21 protein-coding genes are annotated in these 22,551 nt (G+C 45.8%); 9 read left to right on the top strand and 12 right to left on the bottom strand.

All coding sequences use genetic code 11. The annotated features are described in order from the left end of the window. The first annotated feature begins 43 nt into the window (after positions 1–43). On the top strand, positions 44–931 hold the full coding sequence (locus H8B19_RS01975; protein WP_186505090.1) for an alpha/beta fold hydrolase: 888 nt from the start codon (positions 44–46) through the stop codon (positions 929–931). A 261-nt stretch (positions 932–1,192) separates the two neighbouring features. On the opposite strand, the gene H8B19_RS01970 is transcribed toward H8B19_RS01975, so the two are convergent. From H8B19_RS01970 to H8B19_RS01920, 11 genes are all read right to left on the bottom strand, one after another. Then, on the bottom strand, positions 1,193–1,864 hold the full coding sequence (locus H8B19_RS01970; protein WP_186505089.1) for a hypothetical protein: 672 nt from the start codon (positions 1,862–1,864) through the stop codon (positions 1,193–1,195). A 315-nt stretch (positions 1,865–2,179) separates the two neighbouring features. Beyond that, positions 2,180–2,518 carry a hypothetical protein gene (locus H8B19_RS01965; RefSeq protein WP_186505088.1) on the bottom strand — a complete coding sequence of 113 codons (339 nt, stop codon included), beginning with the start codon at positions 2,516–2,518 and terminating at the stop codon, positions 2,180–2,182. A 67-nt stretch (positions 2,519–2,585) separates the two neighbouring features. After that, a complete protein-coding gene (locus tag H8B19_RS01960; protein WP_186505087.1) occupies positions 2,586–3,512 on the bottom strand; it encodes a toll/interleukin-1 receptor domain-containing protein in 927 nt (308 codons plus the stop codon). Positions 3,513–3,577: 65 nt separating this feature from the next. Then, on the bottom strand, positions 3,578–3,889 hold the full coding sequence (locus H8B19_RS01955) for a hypothetical protein (protein ID WP_186505086.1): 312 nt from the start codon (positions 3,887–3,889) through the stop codon (positions 3,578–3,580). Positions 3,890–4,005: 116 nt separating this feature from the next. Beyond that, complete coding sequence (locus H8B19_RS01950) at positions 4,006–4,491, bottom strand: hypothetical protein (RefSeq protein WP_186505085.1); 486 nt, start codon at positions 4,489–4,491, stop codon at positions 4,006–4,008. 710 nt (positions 4,492–5,201) lie between these two features. Then, positions 5,202–6,104, bottom strand: coding sequence for a hydroxymethylglutaryl-CoA lyase (locus tag H8B19_RS01945; RefSeq protein ID WP_186505084.1), 903 nt, complete (start codon positions 6,102–6,104; stop codon positions 5,202–5,204). A gap of 12 nt (positions 6,105–6,116) precedes the next feature. Next, the gene (locus H8B19_RS01940) at positions 6,117–8,108 is read right to left on the bottom strand and encodes an acetyl/propionyl/methylcrotonyl-CoA carboxylase subunit alpha (RefSeq protein WP_186505083.1); all 1,992 of its coding nucleotides are present in this window, start codon (positions 8,106–8,108) and stop codon (positions 6,117–6,119) included. Positions 8,109–8,112: 4 nt separating this feature from the next. Further along, positions 8,113–8,907 (bottom strand): enoyl-CoA hydratase/isomerase family protein, encoded by a 795-nt coding sequence (locus H8B19_RS01935; protein WP_186505082.1) that lies wholly within the window; start codon positions 8,905–8,907, stop codon positions 8,113–8,115. Positions 8,908–8,918: 11 nt separating this feature from the next. Then, positions 8,919–10,526: a carboxyl transferase domain-containing protein gene (locus H8B19_RS01930; protein WP_186505081.1), complete on the bottom strand. Its 1,608-nt coding sequence runs from the start codon at positions 10,524–10,526 to the stop codon at positions 8,919–8,921. Positions 10,527–10,587: 61 nt separating this feature from the next. Continuing rightward, complete coding sequence (locus H8B19_RS01925; protein WP_186505080.1) at positions 10,588–11,757, bottom strand: isovaleryl-CoA dehydrogenase; 1,170 nt, start codon at positions 11,755–11,757, stop codon at positions 10,588–10,590. A gap of 47 nt (positions 11,758–11,804) precedes the next feature. Then, positions 11,805–12,200, bottom strand: a complete 396-nt coding sequence (locus H8B19_RS01920) for a MerR family transcriptional regulator (protein WP_186505186.1) — start codon at positions 12,198–12,200, stop codon at positions 11,805–11,807. A 215-nt stretch (positions 12,201–12,415) separates the two neighbouring features. Here H8B19_RS01920 and H8B19_RS01915 point away from each other — a divergent pair, with 215 nt between their 5' ends. Beyond that, positions 12,416–13,585, top strand: coding sequence for an acetyl-CoA C-acyltransferase (locus H8B19_RS01915; protein WP_186505079.1), 1,170 nt, complete (start codon positions 12,416–12,418; stop codon positions 13,583–13,585). A 16-nt stretch (positions 13,586–13,601) separates the two neighbouring features. Here the strand turns inward: H8B19_RS01915 and H8B19_RS01910 are convergent, their stop codons facing one another. Then, a complete protein-coding gene (locus H8B19_RS01910; protein ID WP_186505078.1) occupies positions 13,602–15,269 on the bottom strand; it encodes a response regulator in 1,668 nt (555 codons plus the stop codon). Positions 15,270–15,541: 272 nt separating this feature from the next. On the opposite strand from H8B19_RS01910, the gene H8B19_RS01905 reads away from it, so the two are divergent. From H8B19_RS01905 to H8B19_RS01875, 7 genes are all read left to right on the top strand, one after another. Further along, a complete protein-coding gene (locus H8B19_RS01905; RefSeq protein WP_186505077.1) occupies positions 15,542–17,032 on the top strand; it encodes a CoA-acylating methylmalonate-semialdehyde dehydrogenase in 1,491 nt (496 codons plus the stop codon). Between the two features lie 9 nt (positions 17,033–17,041). Continuing rightward, positions 17,042–18,199 (top strand): acyl-CoA dehydrogenase family protein, encoded by a 1,158-nt coding sequence (locus H8B19_RS01900; protein WP_186505076.1) that lies wholly within the window; start codon positions 17,042–17,044, stop codon positions 18,197–18,199. A 9-nt stretch (positions 18,200–18,208) separates the two neighbouring features. After that, entirely contained in the window at positions 18,209–19,336 is a 1,128-nt protein-coding gene (locus tag H8B19_RS01895; RefSeq protein WP_186505075.1) for an enoyl-CoA hydratase/isomerase family protein, read from the top strand. 10 nt (positions 19,337–19,346) lie between these two features. Further along, the gene (gene mmsB / locus H8B19_RS01890) at positions 19,347–20,243 is read left to right on the top strand and encodes a 3-hydroxyisobutyrate dehydrogenase (RefSeq protein WP_186505074.1); all 897 of its coding nucleotides are present in this window, start codon (positions 19,347–19,349) and stop codon (positions 20,241–20,243) included. 3 nt (positions 20,244–20,246) lie between these two features. Then, positions 20,247–21,008, top strand: coding sequence for an SDR family oxidoreductase (locus H8B19_RS01885; RefSeq protein WP_186505073.1), 762 nt, complete (start codon positions 20,247–20,249; stop codon positions 21,006–21,008). Positions 21,009–21,106: 98 nt separating this feature from the next. After that, positions 21,107–21,943, top strand: coding sequence for a putative RNA methyltransferase (locus H8B19_RS01880; protein ID WP_186505072.1), 837 nt, complete (start codon positions 21,107–21,109; stop codon positions 21,941–21,943). A gap of 96 nt (positions 21,944–22,039) precedes the next feature. After that, complete coding sequence (locus H8B19_RS01875; RefSeq protein WP_186505071.1) at positions 22,040–22,486, top strand: hypothetical protein; 447 nt, start codon at positions 22,040–22,042, stop codon at positions 22,484–22,486. The last annotated feature ends 65 nt before the right edge of the window (positions 22,487–22,551 follow it).

Below are 22,551 nucleotides of genomic sequence, written 5' to 3'. Positions count from 1 at the left end.
TGATTACAAATGTAATCTTTACAATATCAAATGGATGACTCTAGTGAAGTATCTTAAGTATTGGATTTTTTTAACTGTTATTGGAACTATAATTTTTAGAAGTGTTATAGCCGCAGAACCACAAAAACCACTGATAGGAATGTTCGATGCCGGAGACGCAAAGCTGCATTTAGCATGTTATGGTAATCAATCACCTACGATAATTGTTCATTCAGGATTAGGTGATTATGGTTCCCAGGGGCATTGGAATGCAATTATCGACAATATCCAGTCAAAGAATAGAATCTGCATTTATGACAGAGCGCATACCGGTAAAAGCGATAAATTAAAGCATGCAAATAATATCAATGATATGAGTCACCGGTTAAAAAAAGTATTAAACAATGCCAATGTTAATCCTCCTTATATTATGGTTGGGCATTCATATGGTTCCTATCCTGTAAAAGCATACAATCATCTGTATCCAGATGATGTAAAAGCTATTTTGCTGATAGATCCAAGCCAATATGGTATGTGGTTTAACAGAGTAAATAGGTGGCACTTGAACACGGAAAGTTATGAAGGAGAGTGGGAGTCAGCAAGACTGAAAGAAGATTTTAAATACTGGGATGATCCTGGTAAAAATAAGGCTTTTATCGATATAAAAATGAATGAATCGATTATAAAAAAGACACAAGACTTCGGCGATAAACCTTACGTTTTATTATGGGCTAAAAATGGGATTTGGGACCCCAATAACAGTAGTTTTAAACAACGTCTCCCAAAAGTTTGGGAACGTACAAGAGATAGCTACCTTAAAGCAATTGCCGATATGCACAAACTTTCAACAAACATTCGAGTTGTTTTTTCAAAAACGGATAATCACTATATTCATTATGTGGAACCTGAAACCGTGATAGAGCAACTGGATTACCTGCTAGCGCAAATATAAAGATAAGACACGGAAACTGCTCATTCCACCAATGACCTATTACAACTGGCAGCGCCCACATCCGTACAACAACGTTTTACAGCCTGCCATTGTTTTTTCGTGCGACATCCATATCGCCCAAGGCCGAAAGTCGTGTTCGGCCATTCGAAAGCCAGCTTGTTTTTGGCTAAATGCCAGAATCGCTGAAAGGAAAAAGCCAAGCGGAGCTTGGCTTTTGGGAGTTAGTGATAATGTGATTTGACATTACGATTAGTTCTTTAACTAGTTTGCAGGGAAAGGCGAAATTTCAATCGGTGCGTTTTCAGCGGGCTTTTTAATCATCGCAGTAAAGCCTGCTCCAAGGCTATTGCCGCTGCCTAATCTGCAAGTGTCTGAACGGTCAACTCGATAGCCTTGTAGCAGTAATTCAGCGATGCCGTCATTATCAAAATCGGCAACCAGTTTTACCGATAAATTGAAGGTATCATTTATCTCACCACAGGCTTGTTTATCTGTCGCTAATATCAGTTCAAGCGTTGCTGTATCGCTTGAGGTATTTGATAAATTAAGCTCACCAAGTTGTTTGCCTGATACAAGTTTTTGTCTGTTTTGCTGTGCGATTTTCCATGAGTCATCGCTATAAATACCGCCCGACATGGGAATAATTTCAGCTGGAATAGCCTGCCACCAATTGGGTGATGACAAGTCAAAATAATTTACCTTGGTTAGTTTGGCATTTTTTAATCTATCGATTTGATTGCATAATCTTTCATAGTTCAGTTCAACGCTCATAGCGTAAGTTGAATTGCCATAACAGCCTTGTTGTTTAAGTTGGTTAAACGCTTCACAACTCTTAAATTGATGATTGTCCTCGTCCTTTTCACAATACAATGAACCACCGCGTTGCTCAGTTTTATGTAAATCGGCCAGATAAAGGTCAATTGCATTTGGCACGGGGTCAGGTTTTTGTGTAGAAGCGCAACTGGTCAATAAAATTGTCAAAGGTAATAAGATTATGGCGCTGGTGAGTTTTGTTAATGTCATTTTCGTATGTGGTTATTTGTTATTTTAATCGACGTTAACATTAAGCATGATTATTCAAAAGCCAGCTCGTTTCTGGTTAAAAGTCAGAGTCACTGAAAAACAAAAAAGCTAAGTTGTTGTTTAGCTTTTAGGAGTTACTGACAATTTTAATTCACTTTTTTTATTCAAAATAATTAGCCCTGACCACTTTGATTGATTTTCCACTCTAAAAAGTTTGTTAGGTCGTCATTGTTTATACCAATGAGCTGGAATATTTTTGAAATTGACAAGCCTGTCTAAAGTTTGTTTTACAGTCCAGTTATTAAAGATACCAACTGCCAATGCCGTAGCTAAATAAGAGACAAGAAACGTTAAAACAAGTGAAATCAAATATACATAATCAAATATATTAAGACTTTCACCAGGTTCTCCTGAAGCATATTTTTCGATTCCTAAAACGTGAAATAATGAATACAACAAGTCCCACACTACGTAAAAAATACCAAGGGCGGCAATAAATAAAAAACTTAAATATAAGTTGTATTTTGTTTGTAATCTCACAGCGTATTTACTATCCACCATCATTACATAACGCCAAGCTAAGCGGCACAGTTTGCTGCGTCCTTACTTGACCGTCTCGTTATGTGCGTATCTAGAACGGAATATCATCCCATTCAGCTTCCTGTTCTGTTTTTCCAATCGTAAGTTTCTTAACATTGAATTTGCTAAGCATCATGTTCAGATTATCGACAAATTCCTTGGATTCTGTAAGACGGCTATTGTCAACAACCTGCTGCTTTAGATTTTCCAGGATTTCTGATGGGACGCCATCTAAAGAGTTGAAGATTAAAACCTTTTCAATTGCCTCCTCGCTAGTAGTTGCATTTGCAATTGCACCAGATAACGCAACTAGTATCTTATTTCTGGTTTTGGGCGATTTTACTAAAGTTTTGAATACAGCCTCAGCTACTTCACCTATTGTTTTTCCTTTCGCCTGAATGCCTTGATACTTCCCTATAAATCCGTAGGGATCCTGCCCTTTGCGAATCGGAATTACTAAGACATCACGACCGACTGCAACTCCAACTTCTTGATCGCACCATTTACTTTCTTGAAAGCCTGGCATAAGAATGGCCGCTATAGCGTCCATTGTACGCAAACCAGCCTCAATTTCATTTTGCCATTCCTTGGTTGGCTCAATATCTTCATGAGCAACAAAACTCGATATAGCATATTTTCTGAGAGCCGTTTGAAGATGAGATGTTTGAACCTTAAACGAAGCCAAGTGGCTAAGAAAAAGCCGGAAGTGTCCTGCTTTCCAAAAACTGACATCCTTAGCCGAAGTCGAGCTATTTGGAACTTCTATTATTCCTAGTTCATCCGCAATTTTAAAAAGTAACTCATCATCTACATTAGCAAGCATATCTTTTGCGTATGCTCTTTTGCTATTGTGAGGATAATCGTCCTGTGTTGGAACGCCATACCCTCGGAAATATGTATCAATATCAGAAAAGGTCATCCTAGACTGAAGCTCTGATCCAATGTTATCTAGGAATTCAATTTTTTCTAATCCATTCATAACTGTCTGCATACCTCCCAAAGCACGCCTTTTGCGCTGCGACAACAGCAACTTGTTAAATGGCATTACCTGCCAACCTTCTTGTATAGCTTTTCAAAATGCTCATTAGCTTCCTTGGCATTGAACACTTGGCGCTCCTGCACCTTTAGGGTGTTGTACTCCAGCAGCTTCTGAATGAATACATCGAAAAAAACTAGTGGTAGGATTAGCGACAAGACAACGGAGAATACAATTACATCAGTTAACCATGCTGCATCCGTGAAGTACGCACATACAACCAAGCAGGCCAAAGATACCTTTAGCCACTTAGATGCGGATACAAAACCCTTCGAGGATTTGATCTCGCCTGTCAGCATTTCTTCCTGAATATCACGCACGTTATCTCCTTTGACATTTAACACCCAAGTATGGGGCTTATAAAGCTTGGCTAAAATGTGTAGCGAAGCGGAACCAAAGCAAGCTTTAAAAGTCCCACATAAGTTGTTTGTTAGCCTTACATTCTATTCCAGTTCCATTCATCGCCTTTCACTTCATGCTTTGTTTTGGAGTGACCAATCCAGCGTCCTTTCATAGAGCTTGCATCAATTATCTGCAATTGAAATGCACCGAAATAGCCACTAGCGTCATTCTTATCAAACCAGTCACCAACCAAATAATCGTTGACGATTTTACCAAAAACCACATAGGTTTTTGATTTGGATTCGAACTCTGTATAGCAATAACTTCCAAACTGACGAATTACAGGATGGCTGTGGCGTTGGCTAGACTTAGAAAACCCTAAACTACCTGCTGATTCCCAAATTTGCTCCCACTTACCCGCTATATTTATTGGTTTCGATCTAAACATCCCACGTACCGGAATCCACCAAAAATATTTAACAAATAATGGAGCCAGCTTGAAATCAAGGATAGTTTTGATAATTAGCACTGCAACAGGGGCTAACAGACCAGTTAAGATTACGTTCCAATCGATACTCATATATTCCTTTATGTAAGGCTAACAGTGTATTAGCGCGATTTCCGTATAAGTCCGGAGCGGCTATTCCCAAATTTTTTCTTACCTTATCCCTTTATGTTAATAAAACCAATACTTTAGGTTGTCACCTTTGCCGTTAAGTATGATTTTATGTCTGGGGAAAACAAGACTTGTTGAAAACGAACCTGTGCGAGGTAGCTATCCGTGCAAAACACGCACATCGGGAAAACGTCCTGTTTTCCCGTTCGAACAAATTTCACCTACACAAGGCAAGTTTGAGTCGCAATTAGCCAAACTTTGTTTGGCTGCTGTCGCTGAAAATTCTGATGTCTTTGGTTTTAAACCTAGTCAGCCAACGGCTGACTTAATGCGACTCTAACTTTTAGACAAAATCAAATTGGCTTTCGAATGGCCGAACAGGACGTTCGGCCAAGGCCAACGCTTTGCAGGGATTGCTGCCTTTGGCCGTTTCGAATTTAAGCCAGTCTGATTTTGGCGTTAAGAAAGTTGGCGGAGTGAAAGACCTTTCGCCTATTTGGGTCTTTCCAAATAGGCTCGCGCCCACGGGACTGGGGGTGAAAAACATCAGGGATGATGTCATTGCGAATACAACAGTCAGAGTCGCAGACTAGCCATGCGACTATTTGGCTAAAAACACAAAAAAGCCGACGACTGTCGGCTTTTTAAAAGATTGTATTGATGCAATCGCATCTCTAGCAATCTGCCAATTTGGCCTTTGCCACTTTAGACTGATTCTCTTTGCCCAATGCTTTGGTAATCGCATCACCCGCTTCGATTACTTTATCCAAATCAACACCGGTTAAAATGCCCATGCCGTGCAGCATGTACAACACATCTTCACTGGCTACATTGCCGCTGGCGCCTTTAGCGTAGGGGCAGCCGCCTAAACCGGCTACTGCAGAATCCACTACGGCAATGCCCATTTTCAGCGCTTGCAGGATATTTGCCAGTGCCTGACCATAGGTATCGTGAAAATGCACCGCCAGTTTTTCAAGCGGCACCACTTTTAATACCTCATTTAACATGGCTTCGGTTTTTACCGGGGTGCCAACACCTATGGTATCGCCGAGGGAAATTTCGTAGCAGCCCATATCCAGTAGTGCTTTGCTGACCTCGGCCACTTTGGCTGGGGCGATTTCACCCTCGTAGGGGCAACCTAATACGCAGCTAACATAACCTCGTACTTTTAAGCCTTTGGCTTTGGCTGCTGCTACCACTGGCGCGAAACGCTCCAGTGATTCCGCTATGCTGCAATTGATGTTTTTGTGGGTAAAACTTTCTGATGCGGCGCCAAAAATCGCCACTTCGTCGGCGCCAGCTTCAATTGCGGCATCAAAGCCTTTGAGATTTGGCGTTAGCGCAGAGTAGGTAACACCCGCTTTACGTTCAATGCCGGTAAATACCGCGCTACTGTCGGCCATTTGTGGCACCCATTTGGGCGAGACAAAACTGCCGGTTTCTACCACGTTAAAACCAGCATCGGCCAGCTGGTTGACCAGTGCCACTTTGTGGCTTAAATCAATCAGTGCCTTTTCATTTTGCAGTCCGTCACGCGGACCCACTTCAACGATTTTGACAAATTCAGGATAGCTCATGACTGATGACTCCTAATCGGCTTCAAACGCCAGCAGATCGCTGCCGCCATCGACCAGTTCACCGGGCTGATAATAAAACTCGGTGACTTTGCCAGCCGCTGGGGCTTTGATGCTGTGTTCCATTTTCATGGCTTCCATCACCAACAGTGCCTGACCTTTTTCCACACTTTGGCCAGCTTCTACTAGATGGGTGACGATAGTGCCATTCATCGGTGCGGCAAAATCAGCCGGGCCGGCGTGGTCGCTATCGAGCTGTAAATCGGGCAATTGCTGCTCAATCAACACGCTGCCGCTATCGTCAAATAACTGGATCTGATTGCCATCGGCAAACACGGTAAGTTGCTCATGGCGACCGTCCAGTGCGATATCCAAAGTGCGGCCGTTTAACCTGGCATCAACCAAATGCACCACATTGTCGTGCTGGATATGCAGCAGATTATCCTGCTGAAATACGGTTAACCTGAACAGGTCTTCACCGTGTGCCAGTTCAAACACTTGCTCCAGTGTTTCATTGCTGCGCCAGTTATCCTGCGCCAGCCAGGGCGAATGAGCATCCTGTGAGCGCGGAATAACATGGCTGCGGTTTTGCTGCTGACGTAGCGCCAAATAGGCTGCGGCATACACTAGTTTGTCACCTAGATGTACATCCTGCCCGGCAAAGAGTTCTGCTTCATGTTTTTGGATAAAGTTGGTATCCAGTTCGCACGCTGCAAAGGCTGGATGCACTGCTAAACGATGCAGAAAATCGAGGTTGGTGGTCACGCCACTAATACGGTAATCACGCAAAGCACTTTGCATGCGTGCCAGCGCTTTATCGCGATTTTCATCCCACACGATCAGCTTGGCGATCATTGGGTCGTAATACACCGATACTTCATCACCTTCGGTAACACCGGTATCCACCCGCACAAAGCGCGATTCAGCTGGCGCTTGCAGTAATTTGAGCGTGCCGGTGGCAGGCAGGAAGTCGTTGTCCGGATCTTCGGCGTACACCCGCGCTTCAAAGGCATGGCCTTTTAAGGTCAGCTGCTGCTGTGTTTTTGGCAGATGTTCACCATCGGCCACACGGATTTGCCATTCCACCAAATCCTCGCCGGTGATCATTTCGGTAACCGGATGCTCTACCTGTAAACGGGTATTCATTTCCATAAAATAGAAACTGCCGTCGACATCAAGCAAAAACTCCACCGTGCCGGCGCCCACATAACCAATGGCTTCGGCTGCTTTTAGTGCCGCTTCGCCCATTTGTTGACGTAATTCGCTTTGCATGCCCGGTGCCGGGGCTTCTTCAATCACTTTTTGGTGGCGACGTTGCAACGAGCAATCACGCTCAAACAGATACACGCCGTTGCCGTGTTTATCGCAAAATACCTGAATTTCCACGTGGCGCGGTTGCATCAGGTATTTTTCTACCAGCATTAAATCATCGCCAAAGCTCGACATGGCTTCACGCTTGGCGGCGGCCAGTGCTTCATCAAATTCACTTAGCTGATGCACCTGACGCATGCCTTTGCCGCCGCCACCGGCTGCGGCTTTGAGCAATACCGGAAAGCCCATATCAATGGCTTGTTGTTTTAAAAATTCGGCGTCCTGATTATCGCCATGATACCCGGGTACCAGTGGCACACCGGCTTTTTCCATTATCGCTTTGGCTGCCGATTTACTGCCCATGGCTTCAATTGCGCCAGTGGGTGGGCCAACAAACTCTATGCCATTATCTGCACAGGCCTGGGCAAAATTGGCATTTTCGGATAAAAAGCCATAACCCGGGTGAATGGCATCCACACCTAAAGCAATCGCTGCATCCAAAATTCGCTGGCCTTGCAGGTAACTTTCTTTAGAGGGTGCAGCGCCAATATGTACTGCTTCATCGGCCATTTGCACATGCATGGCATGGGCATCGGCATCGGAATATACCGCCACGGTTTTGATACCGAGTTTTTTCGCGCTGCGGATAACACGGCAGGCGATTTCACCACGGTTGGCAATTAATAGTTTTTTCATTGGATTACTCCTGCCCCTGACGCCACGCCGGTAAGCGCTTTTCTAAAAAGGAATTGAGCCCTTCCTGACCTTCCTGGGATACTCGAATGGCCGCGATTTGCTCACTGGTGTAAGCCAGTAATTTATCATCCACACTGCGCTTGCTTACGTTGGCAATTAATTGTTTTCCTGCCGCAATGGCTGCCGGACTGTTTTGCAGCAGTGAATCGATTAAGCCGTTGACCGTTGGCTCTAAGTCTTCTTCGGTGACGGTTTCATTAACTAAGCCTAAACGACGCGCACGACGAGCGGTAAAACGCTCGGCAGTTAAGAAATAACGGCGCGCCTGACGTTCGCCAATGGCAGCAATCACATAAGGGCTGATGGTGGCCGGAATTAATCCCAGTTTGACTTCCGATAAACAGAACTGGCTAAGCTTGGTGGCGACTGCCATATCACAGCAGGCCACTAAGCCTACCGCACCGCCAAAAGCCGCGCCGTTTACACGGGCGATAGTCGGTTGTGGCAGGCTGTTTAAGGTAAATAACATCTCGGCCAGCGCGTTGGCATCACGGCGGTTTTCCTCTTCGCTGTAACCGGCCATGCGCTGCATCCAGCCTAAATCGGCACCCGCGCAGAAGTTTTTGCCGTTGGCGGTTAATACCACCACACGTACAGTTTTATCTGCGGCAATCTGTTTAAACTGCGCGGTTAGCTCGGCAATTAACGCATCGTCAAAGGCGTTGTGTTTTTGCGGGCGGTTTAACGTAACAGTGGCCACACCGCGCTTATCGACTGAATAAAGTAATGCATCAGACATAATTCGCTTCCTTACATTCTGAACACGCCAAAGCGTGTGTCTTCAATTGGTTTATTCAGCGAGGCAGAAATACACAGCCCCAGTACTTTGCGGGTATCGGCCGGATCGATCACGCCGTCATCCCATAACCGCGCCGAGGCGTAGTAAGGGTGACCTTGTTTTTCGTAGGTGTCGATTACCGGTTGTTTAAAGGCTTGTTCTTCTTCAGCTGGCCAGTTTTCACCTGCAGCCGCTTTTTGGTCGCGTTTCACCTGGGCTAATACGCCAGCCGCTTGTTCGCCGCCCATTACCGAAATACGTGCATTGGGCCACATAAACAAAAAGCGCGGATCGTAAGCACGGCCGCACATGCCGTAGTTACCGGCACCAAAACTGCCGCCGATTAAAATGGTGAATTTAGGCACATTGGCACAGGCCACCGCCGTGACCATTTTGGCGCCGTGTTTGGCAATACCGCCTTGCTCGTATTGTTTACCCACCATAAAACCGGTGATGTTTTGCAAAAATACCAGCGGGATTTTGCGCTGAGCGCATAGCTCAACAAAGTGCGCGCCTTTTAAGGCCGACTCACCAAACAAAATGCCGTTATTGGCAACAATGCCCACCGGATATCCGAAAATTCGTGCAAAACCACACACCAAAGTGGTGCCGTACAGCGCTTTAAACTCATCAAACTCTGAGCCATCGACAATGCGCGCAATCACTTCGCGTACATCAAAGCTTTGTTTGCTGTCTTTGGGGATCAGGCCATAGATTTCTTTGGCATCGTATTTAGGCGCAACCGGTTCACGCACATCGATGTTAAGCGTTTTAACCCGGTTTAAACGGCCAATGGCATCACGCGCCAGTTGCAGTGCATGGTGATCATTATTGGCTAAATAATCCGCCACACCCGAGGTGCGGGTATGTACGTCACCGCCGCCTAATTCTTCGGCCGTGACCACTTCGCCGGTGGCAGCTTTTACCAGTGGTGGCCCACCTAAAAAGATGGTGCCTTGTTCACGTACGATAATTGACTCATCTGCCATGGCCGGTACATAAGCACCGCCTGCGGTACAAGAGCCCATCACCACAGCAATCTGGCCGATACCTTCGGCCGACATGGTCGCCTGATTATAAAATATACGCCCGAAGTGTTCGCGGTCGGGGAAGACGTCATCCTGACGCGGCAGGTTAGCACCGCCGGAATCCACCAAATAAATACACGGCAGATTATTCTGGCTGGCGATGGTTTGTGCGCGCAGGTGTTTTTTTACTGTCAGCGGGTAATAGGTTCCGCCTTTTACTGTGGCATCGTTAGCCACAATAATACATTCCACACCCGCCACACGGCCTATACCGGTAATAATGCCGGCTGCCGGTACGTAATCTTCATATACTTCCCATGCAGCCAATTGGGATAATTCCAAAAAGGCGCTGCCGGGGTCGAGCAGGGCGTTGATGCGATCACGCGGGAGTAACTTGCCGCGCGACACGTGTTTTTCGCGGTACTTTTCACCGCCACCAAGTTTGATTTGGGCGATTTTATCTTGCAAATCATCCACCACCGTTTGCATGGCGGCGGCGTTATCGCTAAAGCTTTGGCTTTTGGTATTGATTGTCGATTGAATAACTGGCACCTGGTGCTCCTATTCTGACAAAGCCGGCAAAGGCCGGCTTATTAGGTTGTCCGGCGGCGGATTAAGCCGATTCTTTGAATAATTCGCGACCGATTAACATACGGCGAATTTCTGAGGTACCGGCGCCAATTTCATATAATTTGGCATCACGCAATAAACGTCCGGCCGGGAATTCGTTGATATAACCGTTACCCCCTAATAACTGGATGGCATCCAGCGCCATTTTGGTTGCCAGTTCTGCGGCATATAAAATCGCGCCTGCGGCATCTTTACGGGTGGTTTCACCACGGTCACAGGCTTTCGCTACAGTGTAAACGTAAGCACGGGCGGCATTCATCTGGGTGTACATATCGGCCACTTTGCCCTGAATTAACTGGAATTCACCGATGGACTGACCAAACTGTTTACGGTCGTGAATATAAGGCACCACTAAATCCATACAGGCCTGCATAATGCCCAGTGGGCCACCCGCCAGAACCAGACGCTCATAATCCAGACCGCTCATTAAAATTTTAACGCCGTCGCCTTCGTTACCCATCAGATTTTCAGCCGGTACACGGCAATCTTCAAATACCAGTTCACAGGTATTGGATGAGCGCATGCCTAATTTGTCGAGTTTTTGCGCCTGTGAGAAACCTGGCGTGCCACGTTCAACGATAAAAGCACTGATGCCTTTATGACCGGCACTCACATCGGTTTTGGCGTAAATAACAAAGGTATGTGCATCAGGACCATTGGTGATCCACATTTTGTTGCCGTTTAGCACATAGTGATCGCCGTCTTTTTTAGCGGTCAGTTTCATGGAAACTACATCGGAACCGGCGTTAGGTTCACTCATTGCCAGTGCACCAATGTGTTCACCGCTGATCAGTTTTGGCAGGTACCTGGCACGTTGTGCATCGTTACCGTTACGGTAAATCTGGTTCACACATAAATTAGAGTGCGCACCGTAGCTAAGTGCGATACCGGCAGAGGCGCGGCTGATTTCTTCCATCGCCACCACATGAGCTAAATAACCCATATTGGCACCACCGAATTCTTCATCCACGGTCACACCTAACAAACCCATTTCGCCCATTTTAGGCCAAAGTTCATTGGGGAAGCTGTTTTGTTCGTCGGCTTTTTCCGCCAGAGGGGCGATTTCACCCTGTGCGAAGGCATACACGTGGTCACGTAACATATCCACGTCTTCGCCAAGATCAAAGTTTAAAGTAGGGTACGGAGCATTCATTTAATTATCCTCAATCTCGAAACCTGTTGTGTCACAGGCTGGGGTATTTATTTGTTTTGGGTTTCCAGCTCGGCCAGATCTTCGCGGCAGCGCTGTTCCACTTCATTTAATTCATTCATCAGCAAGTTGATGTCTTCCAGTTGCTGGTTAAGTACCGCACGTTTTTCGTGGGTCATTTCCAGCATGGCATGCAACTGTGCTGCAGAGTTTTCATGACTGTCATACAGGTTAAACAGGGTTTTGGTTTCTGCCAGTGAAAAGCCTAAACGCTTACCGCGCATAATCAGTTTTAAGCGTACGCGGTCTTTTTTGTTGTAGATGCGATTTTGGCCATTGCGCTCTGGATTAAGCAGCCCTTGTTCCTCGTAAAAACGGATGGAACGGGTGGTAATGTCAAATTCTTTTGCCAGTTCACCAATACTGTATGTGATGTCTTCAGTCATAATTACTTTACGTTTACGTAAATGATAGGTTAACGTAAAGGTAAAGTAACCTTGGTCGTGCGTCAATACACTGGTGACTGGATTTTAAGCAAATATGTGCAATTTCCTGTACGACACCCTGATAAATTAATTAGCCAGGGTGTACCTAAGTGTTATGGCGACAGGGCTAAAGCCTATGTAAATTAGCCGTTTAATTTTTGTTAGTGGAATTCAACATGCAAGCAAATGACATTGTAATAGTAACTGCCAAACGTACGCCTTTAGGCGGATTTATGGGGAGCCTGTCCAGCGAAACTGCCACCAGTTTAGGTGCGGTAGCGATTAAAGCTGCGGTAAATGATGTGCAGGTAGATGAAGTGATTATGGGCTGTGTATTGCCTGCTGGTCTGGGTCAGTCTCCGGCCCGTCAGGCCTCGTTAGCGGCAGGTTTACCTTTATCGGCTGGTGTCACTACCATCAATAAAGTGTGTGGTTCAGGCATGAAAGCCATTATGTTAGCGCATGATTTAATCAAAGCTGGCAGCGCCGAGGTAGTGGTGGCTGGTGGTATGGAATCCATGAGTAATGCGCCTTATTTATTGCCAAAAGCACGTGGCGGTTACCGCATGGGCCATGGTCAGGTGCTGGATCACATGATGCTGGATGGTCTGGAAAACGCCTACGACGGTAAAGCTATGGGCTGTTTTGCCCAGGATACTGCCGACAGCGAAGGTATCACCCGTGAGCAAATGGATGAATTTGCGTTAAGCTCATTGTCGAAAGCGCAGCAAGCCGCTGCAGAGGGTAAATTCGATAACGAAATCGTGCCGGTAACCATCAAAACCCGTAAAGGCGACGTTGAGGTGAATATTGACGAATCTCCAACTAAAGCCATGCCGGATAAAATCCCGGGCCTGCGTCCGGCGTTTAAAAAAGACGGTACTATCACGGCGGCTAACTCCAGTTCGATTTCTGATGGTGCCGCCGCTTTGTTAATGATGAGCAAAGGCAAAGCCGATGAATTAGGTTTAACACCGATTGCGAAAGTGGTAGCACATACTACCAACTCGATTGAACCAGAAAACTTCACCGTGGCGCCTGTGGGCGCAATGCAAAAGCTGTTTGATAAAACCGGCTGGAGCAAAGACGAGGTGGATCTATTTGAAATTAACGAAGCTTTTGCCATGGTCACTATGCTGGCAACGCGCCAGTTAGGTTTAGATGATGCCAAAGTTAACGTACACGGTGGTGCCTGTGCTTTAGGGCATCCAATTGGTGCATCCGGTGCACGTATTGTGGTTAGCTTAATTCATGCGATGCAGCAATACGGTAAACAAAAAGGTATTGCGTCGTTATGTATCGGTGGTGGTGAAGCCACTGCGGTAGCGATTGAGTTAGTAAACTAAGCAAAAGGTAGCTGGTTCATTCTTTTGAATCAGCTACTTCTTCTGTTTGTTCGGACGTCGCCGGTGGTTGATGAATACTCACATCGGCTTTCATTTTGGCTTTCACGTCATTAAATCGTTTTTGGTTGGCATCCGATAACGTGAATTCAAGTAATTTGCGGTAGATATCGATTGAACGCACTTTTTTGTGACTGGCTATCTTGGCTTCAACCATGCATTGCAACAGGTTGAGTAAAAAGGCTGGTTCTTTTGGAAATAAAATATGCGCCTGATAGAAATAATCGATGCCTTCATCAAACTCACTTTGATTAAATAACGCCAGTCCCGATTTATTAAATTCCAGTGCACGGGATTTTTTATCACCCATGGTTTCTTCATTTTTGAGGATGCGCAAAGATGAAACGGTTTTTTCGTTTTCATCCTGTAACTGTGCCATTTTATCTTCACATTCCTGCATTAATTCTGAGGCGAGACCTGCTTCACCTACGCCCATCCAGGCACTGGCGGCGTCTGCCAGTAATGACACATCGGCACTTTCCAGTTCCATCATGCCGTCCTGTTTGAGGATTTCCAGTGCTTTATCTTCATCCCCTTCAAGCACTGCTACCATGGCACTCATATAGTTGCGTTTAAGGCTTAGCTCTTCATCTACTGCGCGACGACTGGCACTGCCAATTAGCATACGTGCTGCCTTGATGGCGTTATCTCTGTCTTTACCGGACGATTTTTCCGCTAACACCAGATGGCAGCGGGCTAAATCCATGGTCAGTTCAGCAAAACGTTCACGGGAATGGCGATTGGTTTCGCGTTTTTTCTCCAGCAGCTTAATTGCGTCTTCGACATTGTCCTGTACCTGACACAAATGCACTTTAAGACGTGCGGCTGACATGGTTAAATCTCCTTCACGGATCATGTCAATATAACCCTGCGCGCGCTGGTATTGTGTTTTCTGAATATTAATACGTGTTAGCCACTCACATGCTTTGTCTTTGGTCATGTGTGTATTAAGCATACGCTCAAGGTCTGCTTCACTGCCTGCAATATCACCGGATAAATAGCGACTGAGTACCAGCCCCCATTGTGCCCACACCACCTTGTCAGAGGCTTGTAAAATACGTTCGTAAAGCGCAATGGCTTTTTTGAACTGTCCGGCTTTAATCAACAGACGACCACGTAACTTGGTCAGGTTAGTACGACTTTTGCTCAGTTTTTTACTGGCGATGACTTCATCCAGTAGTGCCAGCGCTTTGTTGTAACGGTGATTATCCAGTTCACGAAAGACTGGTTTTAATGCGTCGCGAAATTGCAATGTCAGGATCACTGCTTTTTCGAGATTACGGATGGTATAGGGTTTTAACACCACTACATCAGGGTGAATATCAACAATCTGACCCAGCACCATGGGCACGCTGTCTGCAGTTAAAAATACCACAGCAGTGGAGGGTTTTAAGCTACCAGATTGTTGAAGTTCCTGAATGACCTCCACCCCGGTTTTATCCGGACCTAAATGGAAGTCCATTAGTATCAGATGGAAGGAACGTTTACGCATCGCATTGCGTAATTCACGTCCGTGGCTGTAACAGCCTATGTCAACGAAACCCATCGCCAGCAGGTGATTGCGCAGATTTATTCTGGCAACTCCATTATCTTCTACGATGGCGACATTTATATTGGCAATTCCCATGAACGAGTTACAGCATCCTTAATATTAAGATTGGCTTAAGCAATTGTGATAATACCAACAATTCCTGTCATAAATGAAATTTTGTTTTATGCATTTTATCTATTCTGTATGCAAAGCGAGCAGGGGTTAAAAAATCTGTACAGCTGGTTGGCAAAATTATTGTAAATATTTAACCTTAACGTTAACGTTAAAGTGAAAACTTTGTTAATGTTATGAAAATTAAATGTCGTTCCTCAGGCCAAAACACTGAGTCACAGCCAAGAGAGTACCCTATGAATACAGTTCCATTATTTATTGATGGCAAGTTTGTGTCATCGAAAGCCGATCAATTTATTGACGTTACCAATCCGGCGAATAACGAAGTTATTGCTCGTGCACCTTGTGCCACTGATGATGAAATGCAACAGGCAATTGCCTCTGCTAAGTCTGCATTTGCAGACTGGCGTGAAGTGCCGGTGCCTGAGCGTGCGCGACTGATGATGCGTTATCAGCATTTATTAAAACAACATCACGATGAAATTGCGGAAATCCTGGCCAAAGAAACCGGTAAAACGTTTGCTGATGCTAAAGGCGATGTGTGGCGTGGTATCGAGGTAGTGGAGCAAGCCGCCAATATTCCAGCTCTGATGATGGGTGAAACGGTTGAAAATGTCGCGCGGGGCATTGATACCAGCAGTTATATTCAGCCTTTAGGTGTGTGCGCAGGTATTACACCCTTTAATTTCCCTGCAATGATTCCATTGTGGATGTTCCCTCTGGCGATTGCCTGCGGCAATACCTTTGTACTGAAACCCTCTGAGCAGGATCCGCTTACGCCCACCCGTTTAGCTGAATTGTTCGAAGAAGCCGGTTGCCCTAAAGGGGTATTAAACGTGGTACATGGCGGCAAAGATCAGGTGAATACCTTACTGACCCATGATGATATTAAAGCCGTATCCTTTGTCGGCTCTGTGCCTGTTGGTCAGCACATTTATAAGACAGCGACCGATCATTTAAAACGTGCGCAATGTTTTGCCGGGGCAAAAAATCACTCGGTAATCATGCCGGATGCCAACAAACAACAAGTGATTAATAACCTCGTTGGTGCCAGTGTTGGTGCAGCCGGTCAGCGCTGTATGGCGATTTCGGTAGCAGTCTTTGTGGGTGACTCCAAACAGTGGATTGACGAACTGGCCAGCGAAATCGCCAAAGTAAAACCGGGTTTATGGAATGATGAAAAAGCCGGTTTTGGTCCGTTAATTAGCCCGCAAGCCAAAGCGCGTGTTTTAAGTTTGATTCAATCGGGTAAAGATCAGGGAGCAAATTGTATTGTTGATGGTTCTGATTTTAGCGTTGCCGGCTACGAGCAGGGTAACTGGGTTGGTCCGACGGTGTTCACTGATGTGAAACCTGATATGGATATTTACACCCAGGAAATTTTTGGTCCTGTACTGTGTTGTGTCTGTGTAGATACATTAGAAGAAGCCATCGCACTGGTAAACCGCAATCCATTTGGTAACGGTACCTCTATCTTTACAGCCAATGGTGCCGCTGCACGCAAATATCAGCACGAAGTTGAAGTAGGACAAGTGGGTGTTAACGTGCCGATTCCTGTGCCATTGCCTTTCTTTTCCTTCACTGGCTGGAAAAATTCTTTCTATGGTGATTTACATGCTTACGGCAAGCAAGCTGTACGCTTCTATACTGAAACCAAAACTGTTACATCGCGCTGGTTTGAGGATGACATTCCTTCAGGTCCAAATTTGACGATTAATTTAGGGTAAGTCGCTGTTATGAATTTTAATTTAACCGAAGATCAAATTGCCTTTGCCGATACCGCTCGTCAGTTTGCCGAGCAGGAACTGGCGCCCAATGCGGCATTATGGGACAGGGAACATATTTTCCCTAAAGACGTGATTCAAAAAGCCGGGGAGCTGGGTTTTTGCGGATTATACGCGCCTGAAGATGCCGGTGGTTTAGGGCTGTCGCGTTTAGATTCCTCGATTATTTTTGAACAATTATCCATGGGGTGTACCACCACCACCGCCATGATGACCATTCATAATATGGCCACCTGGATGATTGCCAGCTGGGGCACAGAATCGCTCAAAAATAGCTGGTGTGATGATTTAGTGGCCGGTGCCAAACTGGCGAGTTATTGCCTGACTGAGCCGGGTTCAGGTTCGGATGCGGCATCTCTGCGCACTACCGCGGTTAAAGATGGTGATGAGTATGTGATTAACGGCTCGAAAATGTTTATCTCGGGTGCCGGTGAAACCGAAATTTTAGTGGTGATGGTAAGAACCGGCGAAGCCGGGCCAAAAGGCATTTCTGCGGTAGCCGTGCCTGCCGATGCCAAAGGTATTATTTACGGTAAAGCCGAAGAGAAAATGGGCTGGAACGCTCAGCCTACGCGTTTGGTCACCTTTGAAGATGTGCGTATTCCTGTTGATCATTTATTAGGTGAAGAAGGCCAGGGTTTTACCTTTGCCATGAAAGGCCTGGACGGCGGCCGCATTAATATCGCCACCTGCTCAATTGGTACAGCGCAGCAAGCGTTAAACACGGCCAAAAATTACATGCAGGAACGTGAGCAGTTTGGCAAGCCTTTAGCAGCATTTCAGGCACTGCAATTTAAATTAGCCGATATGGCGACTGAACTGGTTGCGGCACGCCAAATGGTGCGTTTAGCGGCGTTTAAACTGGATAATAACGATCCTGAAGCCACTGCGTATTGTGCGATGGCAAAACGTTTTGCTACCGATGTCGGGTTTAAAGTGTGTAATGAAGCGCTGCAATTGCACGGTGGCTACGGTTATATCAAAGAGTATCCACTGGAGCGCCATATGCGTGATGTGCGCGTTCACCAGATTTTAGAAGGCACTAATGAAATTATGCGACTGATTATCGGTCGAAGAATTCTATCTGCCGATGCCGGTGACCTGCTTTAAGGAGAACATATGACAGATAAAGTCATTTTTGAGGAGTTATCTGCCCATAACGGTAAAAAAATTGGTTATGCCAGGTTAAATAAAGTGCGTTCACTCAATGCGCTGGATCTGGATATGATTCAGGCGTTAATGCCACAACTACTTGCATGGCAAAACGACAGCACTATTGCGGCCGTTTTGCTTGATGGTGAAGGCGATAAAGCCTTTTGTGCCGGTGGTGATGTGGTGGCAATGCACGATGCCATGGTTAAAGCACCAAAAGTCACACCAGAAGCGGTGGAAGTCTTTTTCAGTGAAGAATATCGCCTCGATTATTTGATTCATACCTTCCACAAACCTTTTATAGTCTGGGGCAATGGTATTGTGATGGGTGGCGGTTTAGGGCTGCTGTGCGGTGGCAGTCATCGCATTGTTACTGAGTCTTCGCGTATTGCCATGCCGGAAATTAGCATCGGTTTATATCCTGATGTGGGGGGGAGCTGGTTTTTAAATAAAATGGCACCGGGTGTTGGTTTGTTTTTGGGATTAACCGGCGCCAGTATTAATGCGATGGATGCCTTGCATGTCAAACTGGCAGACCATTTTATTCCCCATGAGCAAAAAGCCGGTTTTATCGAACAGTTGCTGACATTGCCTTTTGGTGAAACGGTCAGTCTGAATCATCAAAAACTGACTGATCTGTGTCAGCAGTACCATCAGCAACATTTAGCTCAGTTGCCGGCGGCTAATGTCAAACCTCACGAGGCATTAATTCAGCAATTAACCGCCAGCGACAATATTGCTCAGATTTATCAGGCTATTTTGAATCATGATTGCGGTGAAGATAAGTGGTTAGCTCGCGCGCAGCAGACGTTAAACAATGGCTCTGCCTTAACTGCCTGTTTGGTATTTGAGCAATTAAAACGCGGTGCGTCGAAAACACTGGCGGAATGTTTCCGTATGGAACTAATTATGTCGTGCCGTTGTGCATCCACTGGCGAGTTTCAGGAAGGTGTGCGCGCCTTGCTTATCGATAAAGATCAGAATCCAAATTGGCAATATGCCTCGGTAGCAGACGTGCCTGCAGAACTGGTTGAACACTGTTTTACGTCGCCATGGACAGATGAAGCGCATCCGTTAAAAGGCATAGGAAAGTAGGAGATTTAGAATGAGTCAAACCATTGCATTTATCGGCTTAGGTAATATGGGTGGCCCCATGGCGGCCAATCTGGTCAAAGCCGGATTTAGCGTCAAAGTCTTTGATTTAGTAGCCAGCAGTGTTGAAACTCTGGTTAAACAAGGCGCGTTGGCCAGTGCAAGTGCGAGCGATGCCGCCAAAGATGCGGATGTTGTTATTTCGATGCTACCTGCTGGTAAACACGTGAAAAGCCTGTATTTAGCTGATGATGGATTAATTCATCAATTAGCTAAAAATACCCTGGTGATTGATTGCTCAACCATTGATGCGGCTAGTGCACAGGAAGTGGGAAAGGCATTAGAAGAGCAGGGGATTGCCTTTATTGATGCACCTGTCTCTGGTGGTACCGCCGGTGCAACTGCCGGCACCCTGACCTTTATTGTGGGTGGTGATGCTGAGAATGTAGCGCGCGCTCACCCTGTATTATCGGCGATGGGTAAAAACATATTCCACGCCGGTGAAACCGGGGCGGGGCAAATTGCCAAAATCTGCAACAATATGTTGTTATCGGTGTTAATGGCAGGTACCGCAGAAGCATTGCAAATGGGTATTGATAATGGCCTTGATCCTAAAGTATTAAGTGACATTATGCTGCAAAGCTCTGGTCGTAACTGGACACTGGAGCTGTATAACCCATGCCCGGATGTGTTGGAGAATGTGCCATCATCCAAAGGTTATCAGGGTGGATTTATGGTGGATTTAATGAAAAAAGACTTAGGTTTAGCGGTTGATACGGCTAACAAAAGCCAGTCTACCATTCCTATGGGATCGATGGCGCAAAGCCTTTATAAATTGCACAGTCTGGCGGGCAACGGTCAGTTAGATTTTTCCAGTATTTTTAAAATGTATAGCGCAAAACAGGATTAACCCATGCAACTTAAAGATAACGTAATCGCAGTAACAGGTGCTGCGCAGGGATTAGGAAGAGCAATGGCTGAAGCCCTTGCAAACGAAGGCGCGCATATTGCGTTAATCGATTTGCAGGAAGATGCGCTACAAAACGCCGTCAGCGAATTACAGCAAAAAGGCATTCAGGCTGAATATTTTGTGATGGATGTTACCAACGAAATGGCGGTTGAACAGGGTTTTGCGGAGATTGTTAAACGTTTTGGCCGTTTAAATGGTTTGATCAACAGTGCCGGTATTATGCGTGATGGCATGTTACTCAAAGTAAAGGACGGAAAAGTGGTAGGCAAAATGTCGGCTGACCAGTTCCAGTCTGTGCTTAACGTCAATGTTACCGGCACTTTTCTGTGCGGGCGTGAAGCGGCGGCTGCGATGATTGAGACTGGCAGTCAGGGCGTGATCATCAATATTTCCTCAGTGTCGCGTGGCGGTAATATGGGGCAGAGTAATTATTCAGCCTCTAAAGCGGCGGTTGCGACCATGACAGTGACCTGGGGTAAAGAACTGGCGCGTTTTGGTATTCGTACCGGTTGTATCGCGCCGGGATTGGTTGATACCGCCATGGCTGCGCAGATGCGTCCGGAAATGAAAGAAAAATTCCTGCAAAGCGTACCTTTGCGCCGACTCGCGCAGGTGGAAGAGTTAGGTCATGCGGCCAAATTCATTTTTGAAAATGATTATTTCACCGCCCGTACGTTAGAGCTTGATGGTGGTACCCGCGTGTAATCCCCATTTGTTTTTAACATGCTAAAAGCCTGCAATCGCAGGCTTTTTTTATGGCTGTTTGGTATGATTGGGTTTTATTGTTTTAGTCAATGATGCTTATGTGGTCCTGTCCTTCCTGTAAAAGTCCTCTTTATCTTCATCAGCCAAACTCTAATTCGCAAAGAGTCTTACGTTGTGACAATGGCCACAGTTTTGATGTGGCAAAGGAAGGGCATGTCAATTTGTTACTGGCACAACATAAAAACTCACGTGATCCCGGTGACAATAAACAGATGGTGGCGGCACGTCGGCGCTTTTTGGATAGCGGTGCCTATCGGCCCCTGGCGATGAAATTAGCCGACATCATAGTGCAACATTGTCAGCACACCGAACTCAATCTGTATGATGCCGGGTGCGGTGAGGGTTATTATCTCGGGCAAATAAGTCAAACGTTATCAACTGCGGGTAAAACAATAACAGCAGCAGGCAATGATATTGCTAAATTTGCGGTGCAGAAGGCGGCTAAACGTTATCCGGATGCCAATTTTGCAGTGGCCAGCAGTTTTGACCTGCCGGTTGCGGATGGCTCGCAGGATGTGGTTATTCAAATCTTTGCGCCAGCTGATGAAAATCAGGTTTTACGGGTACTAAAATCACGGGGACTCTGGATCCAGGTAAATCCGGTTGCTAAACATTTATGGCAGTTAAAACAGGCGCTTTACGATACGCCGCTTAAGTTCGATACCCCAAAACGCGCAGAAAATGCAGAACTCATGCAGCAACAAGTACTTGGTTTTGATATTGATCTCGAGGAGCAATCATTGCGCGAAGATTTACTGATGATGACGCCATATTACTGGTCTACCCCGCAAGCTAAAAAACAAGCCGTGATAGATGCGATGCAACATCTTAGCATTGAGTTTGAAATTTCCATTTATCAAAATAAGCCGGCTTAAAAGGATATCCACTGCGAATGACCAAAGTGGATGGTATATAAATTGCTCTAAACGCATACAAAGCACAGTGACTTTTAATTAAAGGACTAAGCTAATATGCAAATTAATAGCAATAATCCAGTGAATCGCTTGTATAACAGCGTTTTCACCTTACAAACACACGAAACAGCTAACAACCAGTTACAGAAGGCTAATCAGACGACACAGAATGTGACTGCAGATAATGAACAAGCGGAATGGCAACAAATTGCCGCGCGTTTTGATGTCACTAATATTTCCACCAGTGAGCGTGCTGAACTTGCCGGGCAACTGGCAGAGAAAGGATTGATATCCTCTGAAATGCAATTGAAGCTGGCTGCACCTTCCAGTATGAATGATGATTTTCAAACTAAAACCAATTTTTTAGCCGAAATGCAAAACAGCCAACAAGTTCAGCAGGGGGATCCGCTGGCATTGAAAACACTCAAGGTTTTGCAACAGTTAAATGGATTTTCCACCGGGAGCGATGGGAGTCAGGTTTGGCAAGGTTATGCGCAAGCATAAATTTTGAATTCTGTAAGGGAGCCTGCCGGTAAACCCCAGGAGATTTACCGGCCTGCAATCGAAAG

It is taken from the genome of Neptunicella marina, from assembly GCF_014270035.1.
Lineage (GTDB): Bacteria > Pseudomonadota > Gammaproteobacteria > Enterobacterales > Alteromonadaceae > Neptunicella > Neptunicella marina.
The sequence above is the reverse complement of the archived record's forward strand: the minus strand, read 5'-3'. Positions and strand labels throughout refer to the sequence as shown.